The organism is Alcaligenes sp. GW821-FHT11D07 (genome assembly GCF_058808495.1).
The window spans coordinates 192149-215970 of sequence record NZ_JBXART010000004.1 but is presented as its reverse complement, the minus strand read 5'-3'; the positions used below and the strand labels follow the sequence as shown (position 1 = coordinate 215970).

General features: G+C 56.1%; 17 protein-coding genes and 1 pseudogene. 9 read left to right on the top strand and 9 right to left on the bottom strand.

All coding sequences use genetic code 11. The features are described 5' to 3' along the window. Nucleotides 1-79: 79 nt before the first annotated feature. Entirely contained in the window at nucleotides 80-2680 is a 2601-nt protein-coding gene (locus AC1RSM_RS17715; protein ID WP_492934010.1) for a GDYXXLXY domain-containing protein, read from the bottom strand. A gap of 71 nt (nucleotides 2681-2751) precedes the next feature. On the opposite strand from AC1RSM_RS17715, the gene AC1RSM_RS17710 reads away from it, so the two are divergent. Then, nucleotides 2752-5358: a DNA topoisomerase III gene (locus tag AC1RSM_RS17710; protein ID WP_492933887.1), complete on the top strand. Its 2607-nt coding sequence runs from the start codon at nucleotides 2752-2754 to the stop codon at nucleotides 5356-5358. Between the two features lie 91 nt (nucleotides 5359-5449). On the opposite strand, the gene AC1RSM_RS17705 is transcribed toward AC1RSM_RS17710, so the two are convergent. The 6 genes from AC1RSM_RS17705 to ilvB all read right to left on the bottom strand — a co-directional run bounded on the left by AC1RSM_RS17705 (nucleotide 5450) and on the right by ilvB (nucleotide 12027). Further along, a complete protein-coding gene (locus AC1RSM_RS17705) occupies nucleotides 5450-6622 on the bottom strand; it encodes a Fic family protein (protein WP_492933886.1) in 1173 nt (390 codons plus the stop codon). Nucleotides 6623-6846: 224 nt separating this feature from the next. Then, nucleotides 6847-7281, bottom strand: coding sequence for a CopD family copper resistance protein (locus AC1RSM_RS17700; protein ID WP_492933885.1), 435 nt, complete (start codon nucleotides 7279-7281; stop codon nucleotides 6847-6849). 29 nt (nucleotides 7282-7310) lie between these two features. Beyond that, complete coding sequence (locus AC1RSM_RS17695; RefSeq protein WP_492933884.1) at nucleotides 7311-8588, bottom strand: TRAP transporter large permease; 1278 nt, start codon at nucleotides 8586-8588, stop codon at nucleotides 7311-7313. 81 nt (nucleotides 8589-8669) lie between these two features. Continuing rightward, nucleotides 8670-9167: a TRAP transporter small permease gene (locus AC1RSM_RS17690; RefSeq protein ID WP_492933883.1), complete on the bottom strand. Its 498-nt coding sequence runs from the start codon at nucleotides 9165-9167 to the stop codon at nucleotides 8670-8672. Nucleotides 9168-9179: 12 nt separating this feature from the next. Further along, complete coding sequence (locus tag AC1RSM_RS17685) at nucleotides 9180-10142, bottom strand: TRAP transporter substrate-binding protein (protein ID WP_492934009.1); 963 nt, start codon at nucleotides 10140-10142, stop codon at nucleotides 9180-9182. Nucleotides 10143-10257: 115 nt separating this feature from the next. Beyond that, entirely contained in the window at nucleotides 10258-12027 is a 1770-nt protein-coding gene (gene ilvB / locus AC1RSM_RS17680) for a biosynthetic-type acetolactate synthase large subunit (protein ID WP_492933882.1), read from the bottom strand. 56 nt (nucleotides 12028-12083) lie between these two features. On the opposite strand from ilvB, the pseudogene AC1RSM_RS17675 reads away from it, so the two are divergent. The 4 genes and pseudogenes from AC1RSM_RS17675 to AC1RSM_RS17660 form a co-directional block, all read left to right on the top strand. Further along, nucleotides 12084-12572: pseudogene (locus AC1RSM_RS17675) on the top strand (SET domain-containing protein); the annotation flags it as partial. A 670-nt stretch (nucleotides 12573-13242) separates the two neighbouring features. Continuing rightward, nucleotides 13243-13764: a TRAP transporter small permease gene (locus tag AC1RSM_RS17670; RefSeq protein ID WP_492933881.1), complete on the top strand. Its 522-nt coding sequence runs from the start codon at nucleotides 13243-13245 to the stop codon at nucleotides 13762-13764. Continuing rightward, on the top strand, nucleotides 13761-15062 hold the full coding sequence (locus AC1RSM_RS17665; RefSeq protein ID WP_492933880.1) for a TRAP transporter large permease: 1302 nt from the start codon (nucleotides 13761-13763) through the stop codon (nucleotides 15060-15062). Before AC1RSM_RS17670 ends, AC1RSM_RS17665 begins: the two co-directional genes overlap by 4 nt. Nucleotides 15063-15098: 36 nt before the next feature. Next, on the top strand, nucleotides 15099-16124 hold the full coding sequence (locus AC1RSM_RS17660) for a DctP family TRAP transporter solute-binding subunit (protein ID WP_492933879.1): 1026 nt from the start codon (nucleotides 15099-15101) through the stop codon (nucleotides 16122-16124). A 140-nt stretch (nucleotides 16125-16264) separates the two neighbouring features. Here AC1RSM_RS17660 and AC1RSM_RS17655 read toward each other — a convergent pair whose 3' ends face one another. Next, complete coding sequence (locus AC1RSM_RS17655; protein WP_492933878.1) at nucleotides 16265-16723, bottom strand: PaaI family thioesterase; 459 nt, start codon at nucleotides 16721-16723, stop codon at nucleotides 16265-16267. A 196-nt stretch (nucleotides 16724-16919) separates the two neighbouring features. Continuing rightward, a complete protein-coding gene (locus tag AC1RSM_RS17650; RefSeq protein WP_492933877.1) occupies nucleotides 16920-18422 on the bottom strand; it encodes an AMP nucleosidase in 1503 nt (500 codons plus the stop codon). Nucleotides 18423-18894: 472 nt separating this feature from the next. Between AC1RSM_RS17650 and AC1RSM_RS17645 the strand changes: the two genes are divergently transcribed. The 4 genes from AC1RSM_RS17645 (at nucleotide 18895) to modA (ending at nucleotide 23814) form a co-directional block, all read left to right on the top strand. Further along, nucleotides 18895-19182, top strand: a complete 288-nt coding sequence (locus AC1RSM_RS17645) for a hypothetical protein (RefSeq protein WP_492933876.1) — start codon at nucleotides 18895-18897, stop codon at nucleotides 19180-19182. A 355-nt stretch (nucleotides 19183-19537) separates the two neighbouring features. Further along, on the top strand, nucleotides 19538-21703 hold the full coding sequence (locus AC1RSM_RS17640) for a malate synthase G (RefSeq protein ID WP_492933875.1): 2166 nt from the start codon (nucleotides 19538-19540) through the stop codon (nucleotides 21701-21703). Nucleotides 21704-21917: 214 nt separating this feature from the next. Further along, entirely contained in the window at nucleotides 21918-22844 is a 927-nt protein-coding gene (locus AC1RSM_RS17635) for a polysaccharide deacetylase family protein (protein ID WP_492933874.1), read from the top strand. 259 nt (nucleotides 22845-23103) lie between these two features. Beyond that, nucleotides 23104-23814: a molybdate ABC transporter substrate-binding protein gene (gene modA, locus AC1RSM_RS17630; RefSeq protein ID WP_492933873.1), complete on the top strand. Its 711-nt coding sequence runs from the start codon at nucleotides 23104-23106 to the stop codon at nucleotides 23812-23814. The last annotated feature ends 8 nt before the right edge of the window (nucleotides 23815-23822 follow it).

Below are 23822 nucleotides of genomic sequence, written 5' to 3'. Positions count from 1 at the left end.
CATCGGATTCGGGCCTTTTACATTGTTCTGTCTTGTCTGACGTCCGCTTGGCTCCTATACAAGCCAAGCGGATACAGTCTTACTTTATTTCCTTCCTGTCCTGATCCATCATGCCACGCAGCAGGCTTTGGCCATCCTCTGTCACGGCAAACTCGCCATAGCGGGCCGCTTCAAAGCGCTCTGCCGAGCCTTCAGCAAAGAACCAGGCATTGGTACCGGGCGACCAGTTATTGCGATGGCGGCGCATCCGTATGCGCAAGACATCGGCAGCCTCCGCAATAGGGCCTTCCTCGACCCAGAGGCGTTCCTGACCATCTTGCTTTATATAGATGCCTTTAAATTGCGCCACGTTGTTCTCATCCAGTTGCACCCCGACCACCACCCAAGTCTGGGACTGAATTTGAGCCACCAGGTCTACGGGCAAACGCCGGGCTACATAAGCCATTTGCTGCGACAGGGCAAAGTCCAGGGCCATGTAATCACCCTGCATCAAGGAACGGGGGTCCACAGGGGCCAGTTCCAACAACACAGTCTGCCCGTCCGACAAAATCCGCTCTTTTTGTGCAATCACTGTATTCGCAACGCCCAGCACCAAGACCGTGCCCAGCAGCACGCTGGCCACAATGCCTTTAGGAGCTGCCGGCACAGTCGATTCCGCTTCGACTGTCTTGCGTCCCATTTGCCCCACGTAGGCCAGGACCAAGCAGCCTGCACCCGTTGCCAATAGAAGCTCGGCCTTGTCCAACAAACTGATATTCAGGATGTAATACAGACGCCACAAGCAGAACAGGCCCATGGCCACCGCCACCGCCAGCAAACTGCGGTAGCGCCAGGCATAAGAGGCCAGGATCCAGCTCAAGGCTAAAGCGACGGGGGGATAGGGCGTCCAAACTGCGCACAAAGCGGCCAAAGCCAATAAGGCAATCGCATAAACCAGTGGCTGCTCACGCCAGCCGCGCCAGTAAAAGGCCAGAATCGCCACCGGGGCCATCGCCATCAACAGACCGGACACGGTCAAATAAGAGCGTGTTTCGTCCCAGAAGGGCATGGAGAAAAACAAGACACCTGCCGAGACAATATGAATCTGGGCCACTAACAACAAGGACCAGAACAAAGGCGACCAGAAGGTGGACTTCTTATCCACGCGCAGGTAGAAATGCCCCACCAGCAGCGCTGCAAAGAACATGAAGGCCGCCGGCATTTCCAGCACCCAGTACGGCATCATGGTCCAGCGATCAAACAAGCGCTCGATCACCAGAAATTCGACCGCGGCCAAAGCCCAAATCACCAGCAACATGCGCAGGACAAACTGCCCCTTGGCCTGTCTATACAACAAGGCGCTGATCACGACGGCCAGGATCGCGCTGACCTCATGTGGCCAGGGGTAGCGCATGTCTACAATCGGCGCGCTTAGCAAGAGCAATGCGCAGGCAACCCAGCCACCCACCAGATCCCGACTGGACACGGTCTTTGCCTTGGCAGAGAGCACTGGAGACACCAGGGCCATAACTGCACCCAAGACCCCGAGCGCTTCCATGCTCAAATCCAGCGAGACCGCCAGATAAAGCAGAATAATCAGCGGAAGCAGCAAAAACAGGAACAACTTGATCAGGCGCAGATACCAAGGATAGTGATCGTCGCTGCCCTGGATCTCGGCCGCGTCGGCTACAGCACTGACTTGCGCAGCAGTTTGAACGCTAGCTGGGGCGCTGAGCAAAACTTCTGCCTTAGCCTTGGCGTTATCGTCCTCACTGAATATGGCCTTGTCTGTAGTGGTCGCCGCCACATCTGTCGTCTCTAGTGCCGCTTGGCCTTGGGTGCGACGCCAGTTAAGGACTTGCTGCTGCAAGAAGCGCAGCAGGCCCAAGCCCAGGCCGACCACAACCACCACTATTAATAAGAACGCATCGCCCGCCTGTTCGATAATCAGAATGCTCAAACAGCTGTAGGCCCCAAATGAGGCCAGCGACATAATCAGCAGATCAGGCCGGCGCACGTGGTAAATCCCGTACATAGCCAGAAACAGGATCAGGCTCAGCGTAAACTCGCCGTCCATGGCCCGCATGCTGATAAAAAAGAACACGGCAATCGCGGCCACACGCGGCAAAATGCGCCACGGGTCCACGCGGGCACGCCAGATCGTTTCAGCGGCCAGCAGCAAAATCGCATTCGCAACCAACGCCACCGTGGTCTGCGCCAGAAAATTCCGGTCGAACCAATCCAGCCGCGTGGCGTCTATCCATAAGTAGAGGGCCGTATTGATCAGCACCATCCACAGCACAGACAGAAAGACACTGCGCACCGTGAACACCCAAGGTATGATCAGCACAGTCCACAATGCGAAAAGCTGCCAGGGGTCGGCACCGGTCTGATAAGTCTGTCCTATCAGCGCCAGCAAACCGCCGGTCGCCACGGCAGCCAGACCGGTCAAGGCAGCGGGAACGCCCAGGTCATGCCCCCAGCCCCCAGTTCGGCGACGAAACAGCACGGCCAGGCCCGCTGAGATCAACACCGCAGCTTGGGCCAGGGCAAATTTAGTCACATGTCCCCAATTTGCCCAATTGGCTGCAACCCAGGTCACCAAACCACTGGCGAGCAGTAAAACGGCTAGGCCCCAGGCGAGTTTTGTGAGAAACACTCGCCAGTCTGTGGGCCATACGTTAGTCTTGTCAGTTCTCATAACTTGCATAGAGGGATAAGCACCTCGTATCATTTCGCGCATTGCAGCGCAATTGCTGTCACTGGAATCATATGGATAAAACACTAATCATTGCCGAGAAACCTTCAGTCGCCGTAGATATCTCGCGGGCATTGGGCGGTTTCACTCGAGAAGGTGATTATTTTGAAAGCGATCGCTATGTGCTGGCTTCCAGCATTGGCCATCTGCTGGGTCTGGTGGCCCCTAATGATCCGGTCCGCGGCAAATGGAGCTTCACTCATCTACCCGTTATTCCCCCTCAGTTTGAGCTCAACCCCACTGACAAGAAATCGACTGAACGCTTGAAACTGCTGGTCAAGCTGATCAAACGAAAAGATGTCACTGCTGTCATCAATGCCTGTGACGCGGGACGCGAGGGCGAGCTGATTTTTCGCTACATTATGCAGTACGCCGGGGCGAAAAAACCGGTACAACGCCTCTGGTTACGTTCGATGACACAATCGGCGATCCGTGAAGCATTTGAAAACTTGCGTGACGACGAGGACATGAAGCCGCTGGAAGCCGCAGCCCGTTCGCGCGCCGAGGCCGATTGGCTGGTGGGCATCAACGGCACGCGTGCCATGACGGCCTTCAACAGCAAGGACGGCGGCTTTTTCAAGACTCCTGTTGGTCGAGTGCAGACACCCACACTGGCTATTGTTAACGAACGCGAAAACCGCATTCGCCAGTTTGTGTCGCGCGATTACTGGGAAGTCCACGCAGACTTTATTGCCGCAGCCGGTTTGTACACAGGCCGCTGGTTCGACCCCAAATTCAGCAAAGACGAGCACGACCCCGAAAAGAAAGACTCACGTCTGTGGTCGCAGGCAGCAGCCCAAACTATTGTGGCGGCCTGCCGTGAGCAACCCGGTGTCGTTACTGAAGAATCCAAACCCAGCACGCAGATGTCTCCCGCGCTGTTTGATTTGACCTCGCTGCAACGCGAAGCCAACTCGCGCTTTGGTTTTTCTGCCAAGACAACCTTGTCCCTGGCGCAGACCCTGTACGAACGCCACAAGGCGCTGACTTACCCTCGTACTGACTCGCGCTACCTGCCTGAAGACTATGTTCCGACGGTGCAAGAAACCATGCGTGCCCTGGCCGATAGCGGTACGCCCGCCAGTGCATCGGTGCAACCGTTCGCGCAAGAAGTGGTCGAGCAAAAATGGGTGAAGCCCAACCGCCGCATTTTTGACAACAAAAAGGTATCGGATCACTTTGCCATCATCCCAACCTTGCAGGTGCCGCGTGAACTGAGCGATGCCGAACACAAGATTTACGAGCTGATCAGCCGCCGTTTCCTGGCCGTGTTCTTCCCCACCGCCGAGTTCCGCGTCACGACTCGTATTACGCAGGTGTCGGGCCACCACTTCAAGACCGAAGGTAAAGTGCTGGTCAAACCGGGCTGGCTGGCCATTTACGGCCGTGGTGCACAAGGCGAAGACGATTCCCTGGTCCCTGTGGCTGACGGCGAAAAAGTTCGCACGGAAGACGTCAACACCAAGGCTTTGGCAACCAAGCCTCCCGCACGCTTTACAGAAGCCACCTTGCTGTCGGCAATGGAAAGCGCTGGCAAGCTAGTGGATGACGAAGCCTTGCGTGAAGCCATGTCCGAACGTGGCCTGGGTACACCAGCCACGCGTGCAGCCATTATTGAAGGTCTGCTAAACGAAGCCTACCTGCGCCGCGAAGGCCGCGAGCTGGTGCCTAGCGCCAAGGCCCGTCAGTTGATGACCCTGCTGTCAGGTCTGGGCGTAAGCGAACTGACCTCGCCCGAACTGACCGGCGAGTGGGAACATCAGCTCAAGCAGATTGAGCAACGTCAGCTGGATCGCGACGTATTCATGCGTGAAATCGCGCAGATGACGCAAGTTATCGTCAAACGGGCGAAAGAATACGAGCGCGACACCGTTCCCGGTGACTATGCGACCTTGCAGACACCCTGCCCGAAATGTGGCGGTGTGGTTAAAGAAAACTACCGTCGTTATGCCTGCACGGCCTGCGACTTCTCGATTGGCAAACACCCGGGTGGCCGCACCTTTGAGCTGCCAGAAGTTGAAGAACTGTTGGCCAAGAAAGAGTTGGGCCCCTTGCCCGGCTTCATCAGCAAAATGGGTCGCCCCTTTGCCGCTCTTTTGCGCATCACGGACGAATACAAGCTGGAGTTCGACTTCGGCCAGAATGACGACGACGATGAAGAAGGCCTGGATTTCAGTGGTCAGACACCGGTAGGCCCATGCCCCAAGTGTCAGTCCTCCGTTTTCGAGCACGGTTTGCGCTATCTGTGCGAGAAGTCCGTTGGCCCCTCCAAGAGCTGCGACTTCCGTAGCGGCAAGGTGATCTTGCAGCAAGAGATCAGCCGCGAACAGATGAGCAAGCTGCTGGGTGAAGGCAAGACGGACTTGCTGGACGGCTTTGTGTCCTCGCGTACCAATCGCAAGTTCAAGGCCTTCCTGGTGCGCCAGGCAGACGGCAAAATCGGCTTTGAGTTCGAGCCACGTCCAGAGAAGCCAGGTCGCAAATCAGCCGCCAAAAAGACAGCCACGAAGGCGGCGGCGAAGAAAACCGCTGCCAAGAAAACAGCGGCTAAAAAGACAGTTGCTAAAAAAGCCGCCGTTAAAAAAACAGCCGCCAAGAAAACGACTGCTGCTACCGAGTAAGCGTTTTTAGCTGCTTATGCAAAAGAACGGCCCTCCAGATGGAGGGCCGTTTTGTTATGCAAGGCTTTACCGAATAAAGAAGTGACGCGACTTAATCCAGCCTAGTTGCCGCTTCCGGATATAACTCCGGAAACAAGAACTGCAAGCTATCGAGCGGCAAACCCCAACGCACTGGCCCTGATGCGGTATCGCTGATGACCAAACCGCTTTTTAACAGCTTTGACATCAAGGAGCGGGCTGTACGCTCGCCTAAGCCCGTCATTTGAGCAAACTCCATGCGCTTGAGCGGTCCGGCAGCGAACAAGTGATACAGAGGCAAGATTGCTTCCTTGCGCACTTCCTTGTCATGAGCGTGACGGAATGTGATGAGCGCCTCAATGCGCCGCTTCATATCATCCAGATCAAGCATGCGGGTCATAAACTTCACTTGGTCTTCACAGACATTGAGAAAGAACTCGATCCACTCGTTAAGGCCCGCGGTACTCAGATTACCCCTACCATCCAAGTCCCCACGACGAGCCGAGTCGGCATTTTTCAAGTGAACGTAATAGTCTTGTGTGGCACGAGCCAGCCCTCGACTAGGAGACCACAAGCCATCAGATAGAGGCCAAAGCGCGCAATGGGTCTGCAAACGTGCAGAGCGGCCATTACCGTCCAGGAATGGGTGTACCCAAGTGACACGGTGATGCATGCAGGCGACCAGAATAAGGCGCCGGTCCCAAGAATGGCTTTGATCGTAGACCTCGTTCATGCGCTTCATAAAACGAGGCAAGGATGCGGGTACAGGAGGAATATGCAGACCAACCTGCACCTTGTCCTGTCGAAGTTTGCCAGGAATAATGACGCGACCATCCTCCGTCACCCTGTCCTCCTGAGCAAGTTGCGAGTACAGCTTTTCATGCGCTGTGACCAGAAACTCCGAGCTCATCGGGGACACCCCTTGATCAACCAGCTCCTCCAAATCTTTTTCCGCTTGGATATGAGCAAGAGCGACTCGCTGTAACCGCGCAACGTCTGGTTTGTCTGAAAACTGCTTGTGTAGAGCATCCTCAATATGAATCGGGTGAGTACTTTGCCCCTCAATCCGGTTCGAATAGTACGAGTTCATGGAGCGCACAAGCTCACGAATCCTTTCGCGTGCGCAAGGGTGAGCAACGCCAGCCAAGCGCGTTGCATCACGAGAGATGTCAGCCGCTTTTTCAATCAAACTCTTGGGCAAACTGGACGGAACAAGAGGCTCGAACTGATGAGGTGAATCGTACATTTTTTGCCGCCTTATATGCCACTTAAATCATAAAATTAACTTATTGATATCAATGAATTTTATATCAAAATTATATGATTTAAATAAAGTATATTTGCCGCCTATTTTGCCGGTATTTATGCCGACCGAAACCGGGACTCTTCGCCAACATGAAAGTAGCCGATGAGACAGTGGGCAAGCTCATTGCTAGAGCGCTGTGACTGATAAAAACGGCAACAAAACAATTAAAGCGGCCAATAAAACAAAGCCTTGGCCAGCACCACGATCAGCAGTACGTGCACGAAAACGCTCAGGTGAATAAGCCGAGAGCGGCGTGCTGTCATGGTCTTGCGTCGGCTCATCACCATGACCGACACAAAGTGCCCAAACACGCTTAACGCCAGAGTGATCTTCAAGCCCAATATCCAGGCCCTTGCACCGCCAAGCTCAAACAAGGCTATATGCTGCCACGCCAAGCTCAAGCCTGCGCCGTACAGCACCAGCAAGACCCAAGGCATGATGCGGCGCGCACGTCGCCCCAGCGCATGTTCAAACTCCCGCATGGCCGGGCGAGACACTTGCCGCGCCAAGGGCGATAGCATCAGCACCTCGAAAAACACCGTGCCGATGAAAAACAATGCTGCCAGAAGATGGGCCAGCAGAAGAACGTAATAGCTCATGAATACCGCTCAAAAAAGCAGAGAATTCATCAACGGTACACCAGGTCCCGCGCCCACAAACTGACTTCTGGCACATAGCTGATCAGCATCAAGCAGGCCACCACCACCAGCACAAAAGGCACCAAAGGCCGTATCAATTTTTCCAAGGAAATCCCGGCTACGGAACACGCCGCAAACAGGTTCACCCCAAAAGGCGGAGTCACCATCCCCAAGGCCAGATTGACCACCATGATGATGCCAAAGTGGGCCGGATCAATTCCGAACTGCATGGCTACGGGCAAGAGCAAGGGGGCCAGCACCACAATCGACGCCGATGTCTCAACAAACATGCCCACCACAAACAAGGCCGCATTCACCCCTAGCAAAAACATCATGGGGCTGCTGAACAAGTCTCCTAGCCAAAGCCCCAAGGCGGCAGGAATTCCGGTGCGATTTAGCAAAAAGCCAAACACACCCGCGTTCGCAATGATGAACATGATGACGGCCGTGGACACCACCGAGCGATGCAAGACCTTGGACAAGTCCCGCCATTTGACGCTGCGATAAATAAATATGCTGACGATCAAGGCGTAGACCACAGCCACGGCTGAGGCTTCAGTCGGGGTGAAAATACCCCCGTAAATCCCGCCCAGAATAATGACGGGCATCAACAAGGCCAACCAGGCCTGGCGAAAGGCCGGCCACACAGACAAGCGGCCCACGCCATCTTGCAAACCCAAACCATGACGGCGCGCATAAAACCAGACGTAGGCCATCAAGGCCATGCCAATCAGCAGGCCAGGGCCCACACCCGCCACGAACAGCTCACCCACCGAGGTATCGGTGGACACGGCAAACAAAATCATGGGAATAGACGGCGGGATAATCACCCCTAGCTCGGCGGCGGAGGCTTGCAGGGATGCGGCAAAGGGTGCCGGATAGCCGTGACGCACCATGGCCGGAATCAAGATGGCTCCCACGGCAAACGTCGTTGCCACACTGGAGCCGGCTACCGCCGCGAAAATCATGCAGGTCAGCACACAGCTACATGCCAGGCCGCCTTGCATGCCACCCACCAGGCTCTTGGCGAACTCCACCATGCGGTTGGACATGCCGCCCGATTCCATCAAGTTGCCGGCAAGAATAAAGAAGGGCACGGCCACCAAGGGGTACTTATCCAGCGCAGCATATAACTGCTGGGCGATGACCAAAAAGGTCATGCGTCCCTCCCACGCCACGCCCACCATATTGGCCAGACCGACGGCAATCGCCACCGGCACGGTCAATACAAAGAACAGCAGCATGGACACAAGCATGATCTGGGACACGGTATTGTCTCCGGTTTATACAGATGCCAGATCGGCATCCGGAACGGCGGTCTTCACAATAGGCAGGGCCATGGCAAGAGCCTATAGCTGAATGTTATCCACCACCGCTGGCGGTGGTCTTTCCACCCAGCGAGCCAGCAAGCCCAACATGGCCAGGACCGCGCCGATCGGGATAGCAATGTAGATCCAGGAGATAGACCACTCCAGACTGGGCATGGTTTGAAACCGCACCCGCCAGGTCATTTGCGAACCCACCCAGGTCAACAGGCCAAAGAAAGTCAGGCAGGCGATCAGCACCGCCGCGTCCAGCAGACGCTGGGTGCGCTGCCCAACCCATAGGCGCACAACATCCACGCTCAGCATGGCCCCCTGGCGCAAGGCCAGACACAGACCCAGCATCACGGTCCAGATCAGGGCCGCGCGTGACCAGGCCTCGCTCCAGTCAGCCGGCGACTGGAGCACAAAACGGGCCACCACCTGGTAGAACGCCGCTGCCACCGCTGATAAGAGCAGCAGCTGCGTCACCCAGGACACCAGACGAAACACGCCCTTATCCAGGAAGGACACCAGAGCTTTCATGATGAGCGCCGTTTACTGAGTCTGACGAATAGACTCGACCAGGTCCTGGCCGAACTGTTTGTAGTACTTGGGATAGATAGGCTCGACCACTTTGGCAAAGGCTGCATGGTCAACCGTATTGACCTGCATGGACTCGGCCTTGACGGCTTCAACACCGGACTTTTCGATATCGTCCACATAATCGCGCATGGCTTGAGCAGCGCTCACTCCGGCATCGCGCATCAATTGTTTGTCGGTATCGGACATACCGTCATAGACGGCGGGCGACATCAGCACCAAAGCGGGGCCATAGACGTGAGCGGTCAGCGACAAATACTTTTGCACTTGCGGCAGCTTGGCCGACACAATCACTGACAGAGGGTTTTCCTGACCGTCGATCGTGCCTTGCTGCAGGGCGGTAGCCACTTCTGGCCAGGCCATAGGCGTCGCCAAAATACCCATTTCACGGAAAGCGGCGATATGAATCGGGTTTTCCGTGGTGCGGATCTTCAAGCCTTTGGCATCCGCCGGTGTGTTGACCGGGCGCACATTATTGGTCAGGTGACGAAAGCCTTGTTCGCCCCAGGCCAGCGCCACAATGCCGCGCTTGGGGAATTCAGCCAGCATGTCCTGGCCGATCTTGCCATCCAGCACATGGCGGGCATGTTCAAGATCGCGGAACAGAAAGGGAATATCGAACACGCCAGTTTTGGGCACAAAGTTCAGCGTCGCGCCGGTAGACACAATGGCCAGATCAATCGTGCCCAGTTGCAGGCCTTCAATCACTTCACGCTCGCCACCCAAAGCGCTGTTAGGAAAGGCTTCGATGGTGTAGTTGCCATCCTTTTCCAAGGCACTGGAAAACGCCTTGGCGCCCGCGCCGTAGTGGGAACTGGTTGACAAGGCGTAAGCCAGTTTCAAGGATGTCTGTGCCGTTGCCGGTACAGCCAGGCTCAAGCCCAAAAGCAAACCTGCTGCCAAAAGACGGTTCTTCATGTGACGGTACATCATGCATGCCCCTCCTGTCTGAATGGATCAGTGTATTTAATGCGCAGTGCTCAGGCTGGGACATAGGGGTTTTTACGCCCGTCTGTCCCGCCTTGATTGTTATTTATTCTTCGACGTACCAGTTATCTTCGGACAGCATGACCTGTTGATGGCCATAGCCCGCTGGCATCATGGGGAAACAGTTCTCCAGCGCCAGCACTTCCACGTTCAAAAAGAACGGGCCGTCATGGGCCAGGCAACGCTCCAAAGCGGCTTCCAGCTGATCCGGGTGTTCCACACGCTCGGCTTCCCAACCAAAGGAGCGGGACAGGGCCACAAAGTCTGGCAAGGCCTCGTTATAGCTATGGCTGTAACGGCCATCATGAATCAGCTCTTGCCACTGACGGACCATGCCCATGTGTCGGTTATTACACAGAATGACTTTGATCGGCGCACGGTGCTGCACCGCGGTAGCCAGTTCCTGAATATTCATCAGCACGGAGGCATCACCGCTAACACACACCACCAGCTTGTCGGGATGAGCAATTTGCGCACCAAAAGCGGCAGGCACGCCATACCCCATGGTTCCCGCACCGCCGGAAGTCAGCCAGCGACGGGGCCGGTCAAACTTGATGTATTGAGCCGCCCACATCTGGTGCTGGCCCACATCGGTGGACACAATGGCATCACGGCCTTCCAGATGCGCATCCAGGCTTTGCAGCAGGTGCTGCGGCAAGATGGCGTCGCTGCGCGGGGTGACTTTCAAGCACTCCTGTGCGCGCCACACACCAATACGTTGCCACCAGTCATCCAGGCGACCGGCTGGCAGCTCGTGATGCGACAGCTCCTTGCGCAAGGCGCGCAGCAAGGGATAGCAATCCCCTACCAGGGCCACATCGGCGCGGACAACTTTGTCGATGGAGCCGGGGTCAATATCAATATGGATCTTGCTGGCATGCGGGCAGAAATCAGACAGACGGCCCGTGATGCGGTCGTCAAAACGGGCTCCCACACAGATGATCAGATCGGCATGGTGCATGGCCAGGTTGGCTTCCAGCGTGCCGTGCATGCCCAGCATGCCTACGAACTGTTCGTTGCGCGCCGGGTATGCACCCAGGCCCATCAAGGTCAGCGTGCAGGGGGCACCGGTTTCTTGTACCAGGCTGGTAAACGCATGGCTGGCATCGGTGCCGGAGTTGATCAAGCCACCACCGCCATAAAACACCGGGCGACGGGCGTGAGCAATCATGGCAGCCGCCCGTTTGATGGCCGCTTCTTGGGCTGATGCCGGAGCCGCTGGGGCCAAAAGGCTATCGCTCTCGTCATGCGTTGTGGCTTCAGCCGGTGTTGCCGGCAAGGTCGCCATCTGTATGTCTTTGGGAAAATCCAGCAGGACCGGGCCAGGGCGGCCCTGAGTACATAGACGGAGGGCTTTGGCGGTCAGGGCAGCCACGTCTTCAATACGGCGCACCTGCGCATTCCACTTGGTGACAGGGCGCGAAATACCAATGGCATCGCACTCCTGAAACGCAGCAGTACCAATGGCGGTTGTGGCAACTTGACCACTAATACACAAGACAGGAATAGAATCGCACAAGGCATCCAGCAAACCGGACGTGGTATTGGCCATACCGGGGCCGGATGTCACTAGCACCACACCGGGCTTGCCGGTGCTGCGGGCATAGCCTTCGGCAGCGTGTACAGCAGCTTGCTCGTGACGAACCAAAATATGACGAATACGCGGTTGCGCATGTAGAGCATCATAGAGCGGTAACACGGCTCCGCCAGGATAACCAAAAATGGTATCTACACCCTGAGCGATCAAGGTTTCGAGCAAGATTTGCGCGCCGTTATGGGCGGTCGTTTCAAGTGACATGGTTACGTAGCCCTGCATGTTTTGTAAGATAGAGATCGCCGTCCAGTTTATCCCCTTTTACAGGCTGATTCCCCATGGTCACTCAACGCCAACCTTGGCACGTCGTTAAACCGTCCAAACTGCATGGCAACGGCGTCTTTGCGCTGCGCGATATTCCTAGCGGAACGCGCATCCTGCAATACGCGGGCAAGCGGCTCACCCCTGAACAGGCGGATGCACTTTTCCCCGTCAATCCCGATGAGCCTTTTCACACTTTCTTTTTTGCGCTGAGCAACGGCAAGATTGTGGATGGCGGCCAAGGCGGGAATGATTCGCGCTGGATCAACCATTCCTGCGCCCCCAACTGTGAAGGACATGAGAATCAGGATGGCTCGCGCGTATTCATTGTGGCCATGCGCGATATCGCCGCCGGTGAAGAACTGCTTTACGACTATTCGCTGGTCATTGATGACGAGATCACCGAGGAACTCAAGCAGAACTACCGCTGCCTGTGTGGCGCTGCCCAATGCCGTGGGACCATGATTGCGCCGCTGCCCTCTGCTGAGGAACGTGCACAAGCAGCCGCTGATGAATTGCGCGAAGTGGCCGCAGAACTGGATGCAGAAATGGAACAGGCTCGTAAAACCCCTGTGAAAGCTAAAGCCAAAAAAGCCGCTGCCCGTCCAAAAGCCACACCGCAAACAGATAAAGACGTATCCAATCTGCCTCAAGAAAGCGCTGAGCAGAAAAATACCGAATCAGAAATAGAAGAAGACAAAAAGGATAAAAAAGAGAAAAAGGACAAGAAAAAGAAAAAAGAAAAATCCAAAAACAAAGACAAGAAAAAATCCAAGGACAAGGATAAAAAAGCGGACAAAAAGGACAAAGAAGGCAAAAAAGCCAAAAAAGGCCGCAAAAAAGAGTAAGCTTTCGCCCAACTCGCGCTTAGCCCAAGCTGCCTGAAAGGCAGCTTGCCACCCTTGCTAATGCCCGCATCCGCCCGTCACCACCCCCTTCGGGCCTAATCAGACCGCCTCACCCCAGGTTGCTCTGCCGTGCCGGGCCAGGTTCATACCTCACCAGCGACGCGACTGCACCCACCCCCGGATTTTGCGTGCGCTCGCCCCCATCCCTATCGCTTCCCCTTTGGCCGAACTCGGCCTGCAGGCGCTTTCGCACCGGGGGAAATTACTCACTGCCAGCCTGGTCGTTGACCGCTAGCATGTAGCTTTATTGCCAAATCTGACAGATCTCATGGATTCAAGCTCTACAGATATACCCAAGGATGACATCCCCGCAACGGCCGAACCGGCAGTGCGTATTCCTCTACAAATAGAAGATTGGGCATCTGTCCTGATCATGGCAGCCCTGGCTTTAATTACTTTTGCCAACGTGGTCGTGCGCTATCTGACCGATAGCTCGTTTGCCTGGACAGAGGAAATTTCCATCTTCTTGCTGGTGGTCCTGACCATGAACGCCGGTGCCAGTGCCTGCGTACGCCATCTGCATATTCGTATTGAAATCTTTGCCGATGGAGGCACGTTGCGCCGACAGCGACGCCTGGCCCTGTTTGGCATTGGCATGACCCTGCTGTTTTTTATCGCCATGAGCGTTTTGTCCGGGCGCATGGCGCTGGATGAACTGGAGTGGGGTGACACCTCGCCTTCTATTGGTGTGCCCACCTGGTGGTACAGCATGTGGCTGCCTATCCTGTCCATTACCTTGAGCCTGCGCTTGCTGGGCATGTGGGTACGTCGTTGGCAGGCTCAATCATGATCGCAACCCTGTTATTCCTTATTTTCATCGCCCTGATGATGCTGGGCGTACCCGTGGGCGTGTCCCTGGGCATAGGTGGGGCCTTTGCAATTTTGATGTCCAATCTGGACACGCACTGGTTTGGTCTGATGGCCGTACCGCAAAGCTTTTATGCGGGTCTGGCCAAATATCCCTTGCTGGCCATCCCCATGTTTGTGCTGGTGGGTTCCATCTTTGACCGCTCCGGCGTGGCCAGCCGTCTGGTGAACTTTGCCGTATCCCTGGTGGGCCGTGGTTCTGGCATGCTGCCCGTCGTCGCCATTGGCGTGGCCATGTTCCTGGGTGGTATCTCCGGATCGGGCCCCGCTTGTGCGGCTGCTGTGGGTGCCGTCATGATTGGTGCCATGAAGCGCGCTGGCTATCCCAGCCCCTTCGCTGCCAGTATTGTGGCGGCCGGTGCCGCGACCGACATTCTGATCCCGCCTTCGATCGCCTTCATTATTTATTCGGTCCTGGTCCCCGAAGCCTCCGTGCCCGCGCTATTTGCCGCTGGCATGTTCCCCGGCATCCTGGCCGGTATTGGTCTGATCATTCCCGCCGTCTGGCTGTCGCGTCGCCACAAGCTGGGTCTTGCAGAGGCCGAACTGCCACGCCCGCCGTTTTGGCGCAGCCTGCGTGAAGCATCCTGGGGCTTGATTGCGCCCGTCATCATTCTGGGTGGGATGCGCATCGGCTTGTTCACCCCCACCGAAGCGGCCGTGGTGGCCGTGTTCTACGGTTTGTTTGTGGGCATGGTCATCCATCGCACCATCAAGTTCCGCGATCTTTTTCTGATCCTGCGCGAAGCCGCCGAACTGTCAGCCGTCATCATGATGGTCGTGGCACTGGCCGGGATTTTTGCCTGGGCTCTGTCTACCCTGAGCATCGTGGACCCGGTTACCGACGCCATCATCAACTCCGGCTTGGGTGAGTACGGCATTCTGGCCTTGATGATTGTGATGTTGATCGTGCTGGGCATGTTCCTGGACGGCATTTCGATCTTCCTGATCTTTGTGCCGCTGTTCATGCCCATTGTCTACAACTTTGGCTGGCACCCTGTCTGGTTTGGTGTGCTGCTGACCCTGAATGTGGCCTTGGGCCAGTTCACCCCGCCGGTGGCCGTGAACTTGATGGTGTCCTGCCGTATTGCCGGTGTCCCCATGGAGAGCACCTTGCGCTGGGTAGGCTGGCTGCTGCTGGGTATGGGGTCCACCATGTTGATTGTTATCGCTGAACCCGAAATTGCCCTGTGGCTGCCACGCTACCTGGGCTTTAACTAAAAGACTGCATCACTACTAGAAAGGGAGACCTGACTCATGAAATTACGTCACATTCTGGCCGCTTTGGCATGTACAGCCGCCACCCTGGCCGTGGTTCCCGCTGCCCAGGCTGCTTATAAATCCGAGTACAAGCTGTCCATCGTAGTGGGCACCTCCTTCCCCTGGGGCCAAGGTGCGGTAATTTGGTCCGACTTGGTGCGCGAGCGCACTGATGGCCGCATCAACATCAAAATCTATCCCGGCACCTCGCTGGTTCAGGGCGACCAGACCCGCGAATTTACCGCGATCCGCCAAGGCATGATTGATATGGCCGTGGGCTCCACCATCAACTGGTCGCCCCAGATCAAGCAACTGAACCTGTTCTCCCTGCCTTTCCTGCAGCCTGACGCCAAAGCCACCGACGCCCTGATCAACGGCGAAGTGGGTAAAGACCTGTTTGGCTACATCGAAAAAGCAGGCGTGGTGCCTCTGGCCTGGGGTGAAAACGGTTTCCGTCAGCTCAGCAACTCCAAGCACGAAGTGACCAAGCCTGCCGATATGAAGGGCCTGAAGCTGCGCGTGGTCGGTTCGCCGCTGTATATGGACACCTTCACCGCCCTGGGTGCCAACCCCACCCAAATGAGCTGGGCCGATGCCCAACCCGCCTTGGCCAACAAGGCCGTGGATGGTCAGGAGAACCCCTTGTCCATTTACGCCGGAGCCAAGCTGTACGACGTACAACAGCAATACCTGACACTGTGGAACTACGTCTCCGACCCACTGGTGTTTGTGGTGAACCGCGACGTGTGGAAATCCTGGAGCGAAGAAGATCAGAAGATTGTGCGTGAAGCCGCCGTTGAAGCGGGTAAGCGTGAAATCGAGATCGCTCGTAAAGGCATCACAGCCCAAGACCCAAGCTTGCTGAAAGAGATCGAAGGCCATGGTGTGAAAGTCACCACCCTGACCGCCGAGCAGCACGCTGCCTTTGCAGACGCCACAGCCGGCGTGGTCGAAAAATGGACCAAGACCATTGGTGAAGATCTGGTGAAGAAAGCGCGCGACGCCATTGCTGCCAGCCGCTAATCAGCCTTTATCGAAAGAAAAAAGCCGGACCTTTGCAGGCCCGGCTTTTTTTGCCCAACTGATCAAGAAGCAACATAGCCTCTTGATACGCTGCCGAGACAAGGTAGCAGGGTACGGGCTTAGAACTCTGCAAAAACAGACTATTCCTTGAAGCGAATCGCCAACATCTCGCCCGTGGCGCAAACTTCGCCATTCGCACTTAACGACAAATCCACCCACACCTTGCGGCCATCCAGCTCACGAAGTTTGCCCTGAACCGTCAGCTCCGTCCCCATAGGCGTGGGGCGGCGAAAATCCACCTTTAAAGACGCTGTCACGCAACGTATGGGCTCATCACTGGAGCCCATTTCACAGTCCAAATCCCGATAGATGAATGCCGCTGCAGAAGCCGTGCCATGGCAGTCCAGAAGTGATGCAATAAGCCCGCCATACACATGCTTAGGCACGCCACCGGTGTAGATGGGTTTGGGCGTATAGCGGGCCACGGTGTCCTCGCCGTCCCAATAGCTTTTTAATTGATGCCCGTCAGGATTATGTTTGCCACAGCCATAGCAATGACTGAACTGATCGGCGTAAAAATCTTGGAATGCTTTATCCATTTTGGTATTTGCTGCTTTCAAAAAAAATGAAGAAGCCGTGCCTGGTTCAGAAACACGGCCCTTGCTAAAGCGACTCAATTACGGTGGGCAAAACCACTCTTAAAACGACGAGTCCTGAATACCCTGGGTCTTGCATTTTAAAGGGCTGATCGCTGCCAAGCTCATATAAGCTATCAGCCCTGGAAATTGCTTGATCCTATTGAAAAGCGGTTTCCAGAAAACTGCGCAACTTTCTGGAATGCAGCCGCTCTTTGGGCATATCCCGCAGCAACTCCAGCGCCCGTATGCCAATGTGCAAATGCTGGCCTACCTGACGCGCATAGAATTCGCTGGCCATGCCCGGCAGCTTCAACTCGCCATGCAAAGGCTTGTCCGATACGCACAGCAACGTGCCATAAGGCACCCGGAAGCGGAAACCATTGGCCGCAATCGTGGCGGACTCCATATCCAAGGCAATAGCGCGGGACTGTGACAAGCGGCGCACGGGCTCGTGGTGGTCGCGCAGTTCCCAATTACGGTTATCAATCGACGCCACCGTGCCGGTACGCATAATCCGCTTTAACTCCCAACCAGACAGCCCGGCGACTTCAGCCACGGCCTGCTCCAGGGCCACCTGAATCTCCGCCAAGGGAGGGATAGGCACCCAGGTAGGCAGATCCTCGTCCAGCACGTGATCCTGACGCACATAACCATGTGCCAGCACATAGTCCCCCAAGCGCTGTGTGGTGCGCAAACCAGCGCAGTGGCCCAGCATCAGCCAGGCCGCGGGACGCAGCACCGCCACGTGATCGGTAATGGTCTTGGCATTGGAGGGGCCCACACCAATATTGATCAAGGTAATGCCGGAATGATCGGCACGCCGCAGGTGGTAAGAGGGCATTTGCGGCGAACGCGCCAGGGGTGATCCCGTGGTGGCGGCATTCGCACCGGCCGGGGTAATGATGTTTCCAGGCTCGACCAGGTCGATATAGCCTTGATCGTCGGCCTGCAGCACTTCACGCGCCCACTGGCAGAACTCGTCCACGTAAAACTGGTAATTGGTAAACAGCACAAAATTCTGGAAGTACTCAGGCCGGGTGGCGCTGTAGTGCTGCAAACGATGCAAGGAATAGTCAATGCGCGGTGCGGTGAACGGTGCCAGCGGCAAAGGTTCGTTGTGCACACGCTCCCACGTACCGTTGACGATGGCATCGTCCATATAGGCTAGATCCGGCACATCAAAGTGATCGCGCAAGGTATCGCCGGGGGACTCGGGCACGGTCGTCGCGGTGGTTTGCACACCATTATTCAACGCGAAGTGCAAAGGAATAGGCACCGACGATTCGCCAATTTCCACTTCCACACCGTGGTTGCGGATCAGCAATTCCAGTTGCTCCAGCAGATAGTCGTGGTACAGGTCCGGGGCCGTAATGGTGGTCATGTAGATGCCCGGTTCCACCACGTGCCCGTAAGACAGACGGCTATCCACTTCCTGGTACGTATCGACGCGTAAACGTATGGCGGGATAGCAGGCTCTAAAGCGCTGTCCGCGTGGGAAGCCGGTTTCCAGACATTGGGCGAAAGAATCGCGCAAATAGGCGGTGTTCCGGCCGTAGATAAGGCTCAGTTGTTCAAGAGCCAGGCTCGCATCCTTATAGCCCTTGAATGGAATTAATTCAGGCATGGACGTGATGCGGGAAAAACCGCTGGGATCAGACATAGCAAGCATTCCAAGGGAAAAACAAAGGGGGGCAGATCTGCAAGCATCATAAGCTGTTTATTGCCCGGGTTCCTACACAGCTCTATGACAAATCCAGCCTCACTACCCAGACCTTTTTGCTCCGGACCTGCAGCCCAGCCTTGCCTGTACCGCCTTTGAAGACCTTGAACTACCCGGACGTCGCTCAGGGATATTTGTGTCGACCTGCACCTATTGGCATCCCGCGTATACCTTTGGAACGAGGCCCTTTGTGCTCGGCCTGGGGCTCCAGCTCAAACAAAGCGCCATCTAAAGCGCATGTCGATACGTACAAATAGCTTTGAACGCTACGCAGCCGGGCAGGACATGAAGCTGACGCCCCCGACTTCACGCTCCACCCGAAAGCACAGACTGAAGCACGAAAGCCGGTTTAGTGGGTCTGCAAATGTCATTACGGGTTTTTGACTGAACCACAAGTCCCAGTGTCCACAGAATGGACACAACTATCCGTGATTTTGAGACTGAAATTACTCATAAGGCTCAATCGCCTAAAAGGCTTTACCCCCGTTTTGGGCATTTTCCAGTTTTGCAGCGGGAAGGCTTCAAGCCCCTGATCGCAGCCATTGCCACAAGCCTTTGTTTTTATGCTAATGGCGCTGTGCAAGCGGCTTGGCGAGTTTGTTTGATATCCCGCCGGCCAACTGATATGGCTGCTGATGATGCCAATCCGGACACCGGCACGTCTTCTACCTCATATATAAGACTTGCCCAAAACCAGTAAATACATTAAGTATGTAGTCTTAATACTTTTAGTATTAAATCCAGCTTGCGTCAGTCCTTCATAATTTAAGTTATCCAACCTGGCAGTGTGCTCGGTATGCGTGTGATACATAGACCATCATCGCGCAAATTAGCTTGTTTTCGGGCTAATTTACAATGGGTTAGCGTTTTTTAGTGATATTCGCTTCAAGTAAGCTGCTTGCCCCTGATGTTATTTGTGTCCTGGCGCCGCGTGGGCCTTGATGTCCGCGATTCAGCATTGGTCTGAATGTGCTCTTGACCAGGTTCTTGCAACGACAAGGCCGCTTTAGGCCGTCGCTGTACCGAATCACTTTTAACTATCAGCAAGGGTACACATGACCACACGAATCTCCTGCCAGCGATTGCAAGTCGCCGAGGTGCTTCATCAGTTCATCGAACAAGAAGCCCTGCCCGGCACAGGTATCTCCTCCGAAGCCTTCTGGGCTGGTTTCGATAAGCTGGTCCATGATCTGGCACCTAAAAATCGCGCCCTGCTGGCCGAACGCGATCGCCTGCAAGTTGAACTGGACAAATGGCACGCTGCCAATCCAGGCCCCATCACCGATATGCCCGCCTACAAGAGCTTTTTGAGCTCCATTGGCTACCTGAAAGAAGCGCCTGCTTCGGTCAAGGTCAATACTGCCAATGTGGATACGGAAATTACCGATCAGGGTGGCCCGCAGCTGGTTGTGCCCATCATGAACGCACGCTACGCCCTGAACGCCGTGAACGCGCGTTGGGGTAGCCTGTACGACGCCCTGTACGGCACCAATGCCATCCCTGACACCGACGGTGCTCAGCGTGGCGGTGGCTACAACCCGGTGCGCGGTGCCAAGGTTATCGCCTTTGGCCGCAAGTTCCTGAACGACACGATTCCTCTGGCACAAGGCAGCCACGATCAGGCTACCTCCTACACCATCGCTGACGGCGCTGTGCGCGTGACGCTGGAAAACGGTGGCACCACCGGCCTGAAAGATCCTTCGACCCTGCTGGGTTTCCGAGGCGATGCCGGTGCTCCTGAAGCAATTGTGTTCCTGCACAACGGCTTGCACTTTGAACTGCAAATCGACCCCAACAGCCCCATCGGCAAGACCGACCCGGCTGGCGTAAAAGACATCGCCCTGGAATCGGCCCTGACCACCATCATGGACTGCGAAGACTCCGTGGCCGCCGTGGACGCTGAAGACAAGACACTGGCCTACCGCAACTGGCTGGGACTGGTAACGGGCTCGCTGACTGAAGAAATCAAGAAAGACGGCAAGGTGTTCACCCGTCGTCTGGCTGAAGATCGCCAGTACACGGACCTGAACGGCGCCACGCAAACACTGGCTGGCCGCTCTTTGATGTTTGTGCGTAACGTCGGTCACCTGATGAGCAACCCTGCCATCGTGGACGGCGAAGGCCATGAAATTCCTGAAGGCATCCTGGACGCGGTGATTACCACCCTGATCGGCATGCGTGATCTGGAACTGAAGAAAAACTCGCGCAGTGGCTCGCTGTACATCGTCAAACCCAAAATGCACGGCCCTGACGAAGTGGCTTTTGCCAGCGAAATTTTTGACCGCGTGGAAGGCCTGCTGGGTCTGGCTCCCAACACCGTCAAGCTGGGCATCATGGACGAAGAGCGCCGCACCAGCGTGAACCTGAAGGCAGCCATTGCCCAGGCCACCGAGCGCGTAGTGTTCATCAATACCGGCTTCCTGGACCGCACGGGCGACGAAATCCACACTTGCATGCAAGCTGGCGCCGTGGTGCGCAAGGCCGACATGAAGCAAGCTGACTGGCAGCCTGCTTACGAGCGCAACAACGTTCAGATCGGTCTGCAATGCGGCCTGCGTGGTCGTGCTCAAATCGGTAAAGGCATGTGGGCCATGCCTGACCTGATGGCTGAAATGCTGGAGCAAAAGATTGGTCACGTGAAAGCCGGTGGCAACACCGCTTGGGTGCCATCGCCTACGGCTGCTACGCTGCACGCGCTGCACTACCACCAAGTCAATGTGATCGACGTTCAGAAAGGTCTGGAAGGCGACACCAACGACTACCTGGACAGCATCCTGACCATTCCTGTGGCCACCGACACCAACTGGTCCGCCAAAGAAATCCAGGAAGAACTGGACAACAACGCTCAGGGCATCCTAGGTTACGTAGTGCGCTGGATCGATCAAGGCGTGGGTTGCTCCAAAGTGCCCGATATCCACGACGTGGGCCTGATGGAAGACCGTGCCACGCTGCGTATTTCCAGCCAGCACATCGCCAACTGGCTGCTGCATGGCATCGTGACCCATGAGCAAGTTGTTGAAACCCTGCAGCGCATGGCCGCCGTGGTGGATCAGCAAAACGCGGGTGACCCAGCCTACATCAAGATGGCTGGCAACTTCGAAGGCTCCTTTGCCTTCCGCGCTGCTCAGGATCTGGTTCTGAAAGGTCTGGAACAGCCCAACGGCTACACCGAGCCTTTGCTGCACCAATGGCGTCTGGCATTCAAAGCCGCCCAAGCCTAAAGCACACAATGTCGCCCGAAGCCTGACTTCGGGTGGCAGGTGCCCCCAATCCCCATCTTGCTCGTTCAAGGTGGGGATTTTTTTCGTCTGATGCTTTCCGCATTGCAACAGTAGCGGCATTGCGCGCACCGCAGGGCTCATGCATGCTGGCAAGGCTTGGCTTTACCCACCCTCTTTTACTCTGCCTCGACTCCTTTTAAACACCTGACTCCGTATGGCTTTCCGTCTCTCCCCGCTTCAATTTCTGGCCAGTGCCATCCTCTCCCTCTGGACCTCATGGGCAGTTGCTCAGACACTGGCCCTGAGCTTTGACGACGGCTTCAATCCCAACACGCAGCCGCAAGCACCCCAATGGAATGCGCAGATCTTGGCCGCCTTGCAGGAACACAATATCCAGGCCGTGCTGTTCCCTTCGCTGGCACGCATGGGCGGCACCGACGGGCTGACACTAGCCACATCATGGGGTCAAAAAGGGCATCTGATCGGGAACCATACGGCCAGCCACAAAAGCCTGGCTGACCCGAACATCACACTGGACGAGTTCATTGCAGACGTACAAGTAGCCGATGCAGCATTCAAAGACCTGCCAAACTTCACCCCCATGCTGCGGTTTCCCTATTTAAAGGAAGGCGACACCCCCGCCAAACGCGATGGTTTGCGCAACTGGATGCGGGATCATGGGTACAAAGGCGCACCGGTGTCCATTGATGCCAGCGACTGGTACTACAGCCGGGTTTTTGCCGATCATGTCCAAGCGGGCGATAGCGCCAAAGCTGAACGCGTCAAACAGCACTACATACGTCACCTGCTTGATCGTGCAAGCTATTACGACCGCCTGGCTCAAGAGGTTCTGGGGCGCAGTCCCAAACATATGATTCTCCTGCACACCAACCAGATCAACGCCACCGCGCTGCCCGAAATCATCGCGGCCTTCAAAGCGCAAGGGTGGACCATAGACTCTGCAAGCGCTGCATTCAAGGACCCGCTGTACGCACAAGCCCCCCAGACACTGCCTGCCGGGGAAAGCATCATCTGGGCACTGGCCAAGGCCCAAGGTCTTCCGAACCTGCGCTACCCGGCAGAAGACTCCGTATACGAAGAGCCCGCGCTGCACGAAGCTGGTTTATTGCCCCAGCCTTAATTCAAACGTTTCCAAAACGGGTGGCCCTTGTCCAGGACGAGTACTTGAACAAGGCCATTCACAGATCACCATTGCCGGTACGTCATGAGCCCCGGCAAACGGGCAAGAACACGCCGCAACAAGCAGAAGCAGGCTGGCAGATGATTCATTCCAGTCTGTGACTTTCGCACTCCGAACGAAAAGCAGAGTGGGAACCCCTATCCGTTCTATCTCGTTATAAACTCACACTCATAACGTATCTGACCGACAGGAAACCCCCATGAAATCTCTGCTGTTTTCCGCTGCCTGTTTGCTGGCGGCCACCACGGCTGCCCAAGCCTCCGACCTGCTGATTGCGACAGGCGCAGGCTACCGCAAACCCGTCACTGAATTGATGGAGGCCTTCCAGAAAGAAACCGGCCTGACAGTGGAGAGCAGTTTTGGGAACATGCAGCAGGTACGCGCGCAAAGTGAGCAAAACCCGGAAATCGCCGCCATCATTGGCGATCGCTTTTTCCTGGCACCCATGGGAATTGCCCAGCAGTTTGTGAACATCAGCCAAGGCGCTTTGATGCTGGCCGTGCCCCAGGGCAAGACCATCGAATCCATCCAGGATTTGCAGCAAACCGGCTATCAGCGCATTGCTATCGGCGACGCCAAGAAAACGGTGTATGGCCGTGCCGCCACGACCTGCATGGAACGGGAAAAAATCCAGGCCGAGGGGCGCACGATCCAGGTGGCCATGCTGCCACAAGTATCCGCTTACCTGCTCACTGGCGAGGTGGACGCCGGTTTCATCAACCGCAGCGAAGCGCTGGCCCACAAGGACAAGCTGGGCACCATCCTGCCCATGCCTGCTCAATGTCACGACCCGATTGACTTGAGTCTGGCTGTGCTCAAAGACCGCCCTGAGAGCCCTGCCTTGCAATCCTGGACCCAGTTCCTGGGCTCGGACTCGGCCAAGTCCATTCTTGAGCGCCACGGCCTGTAATGCCTGCC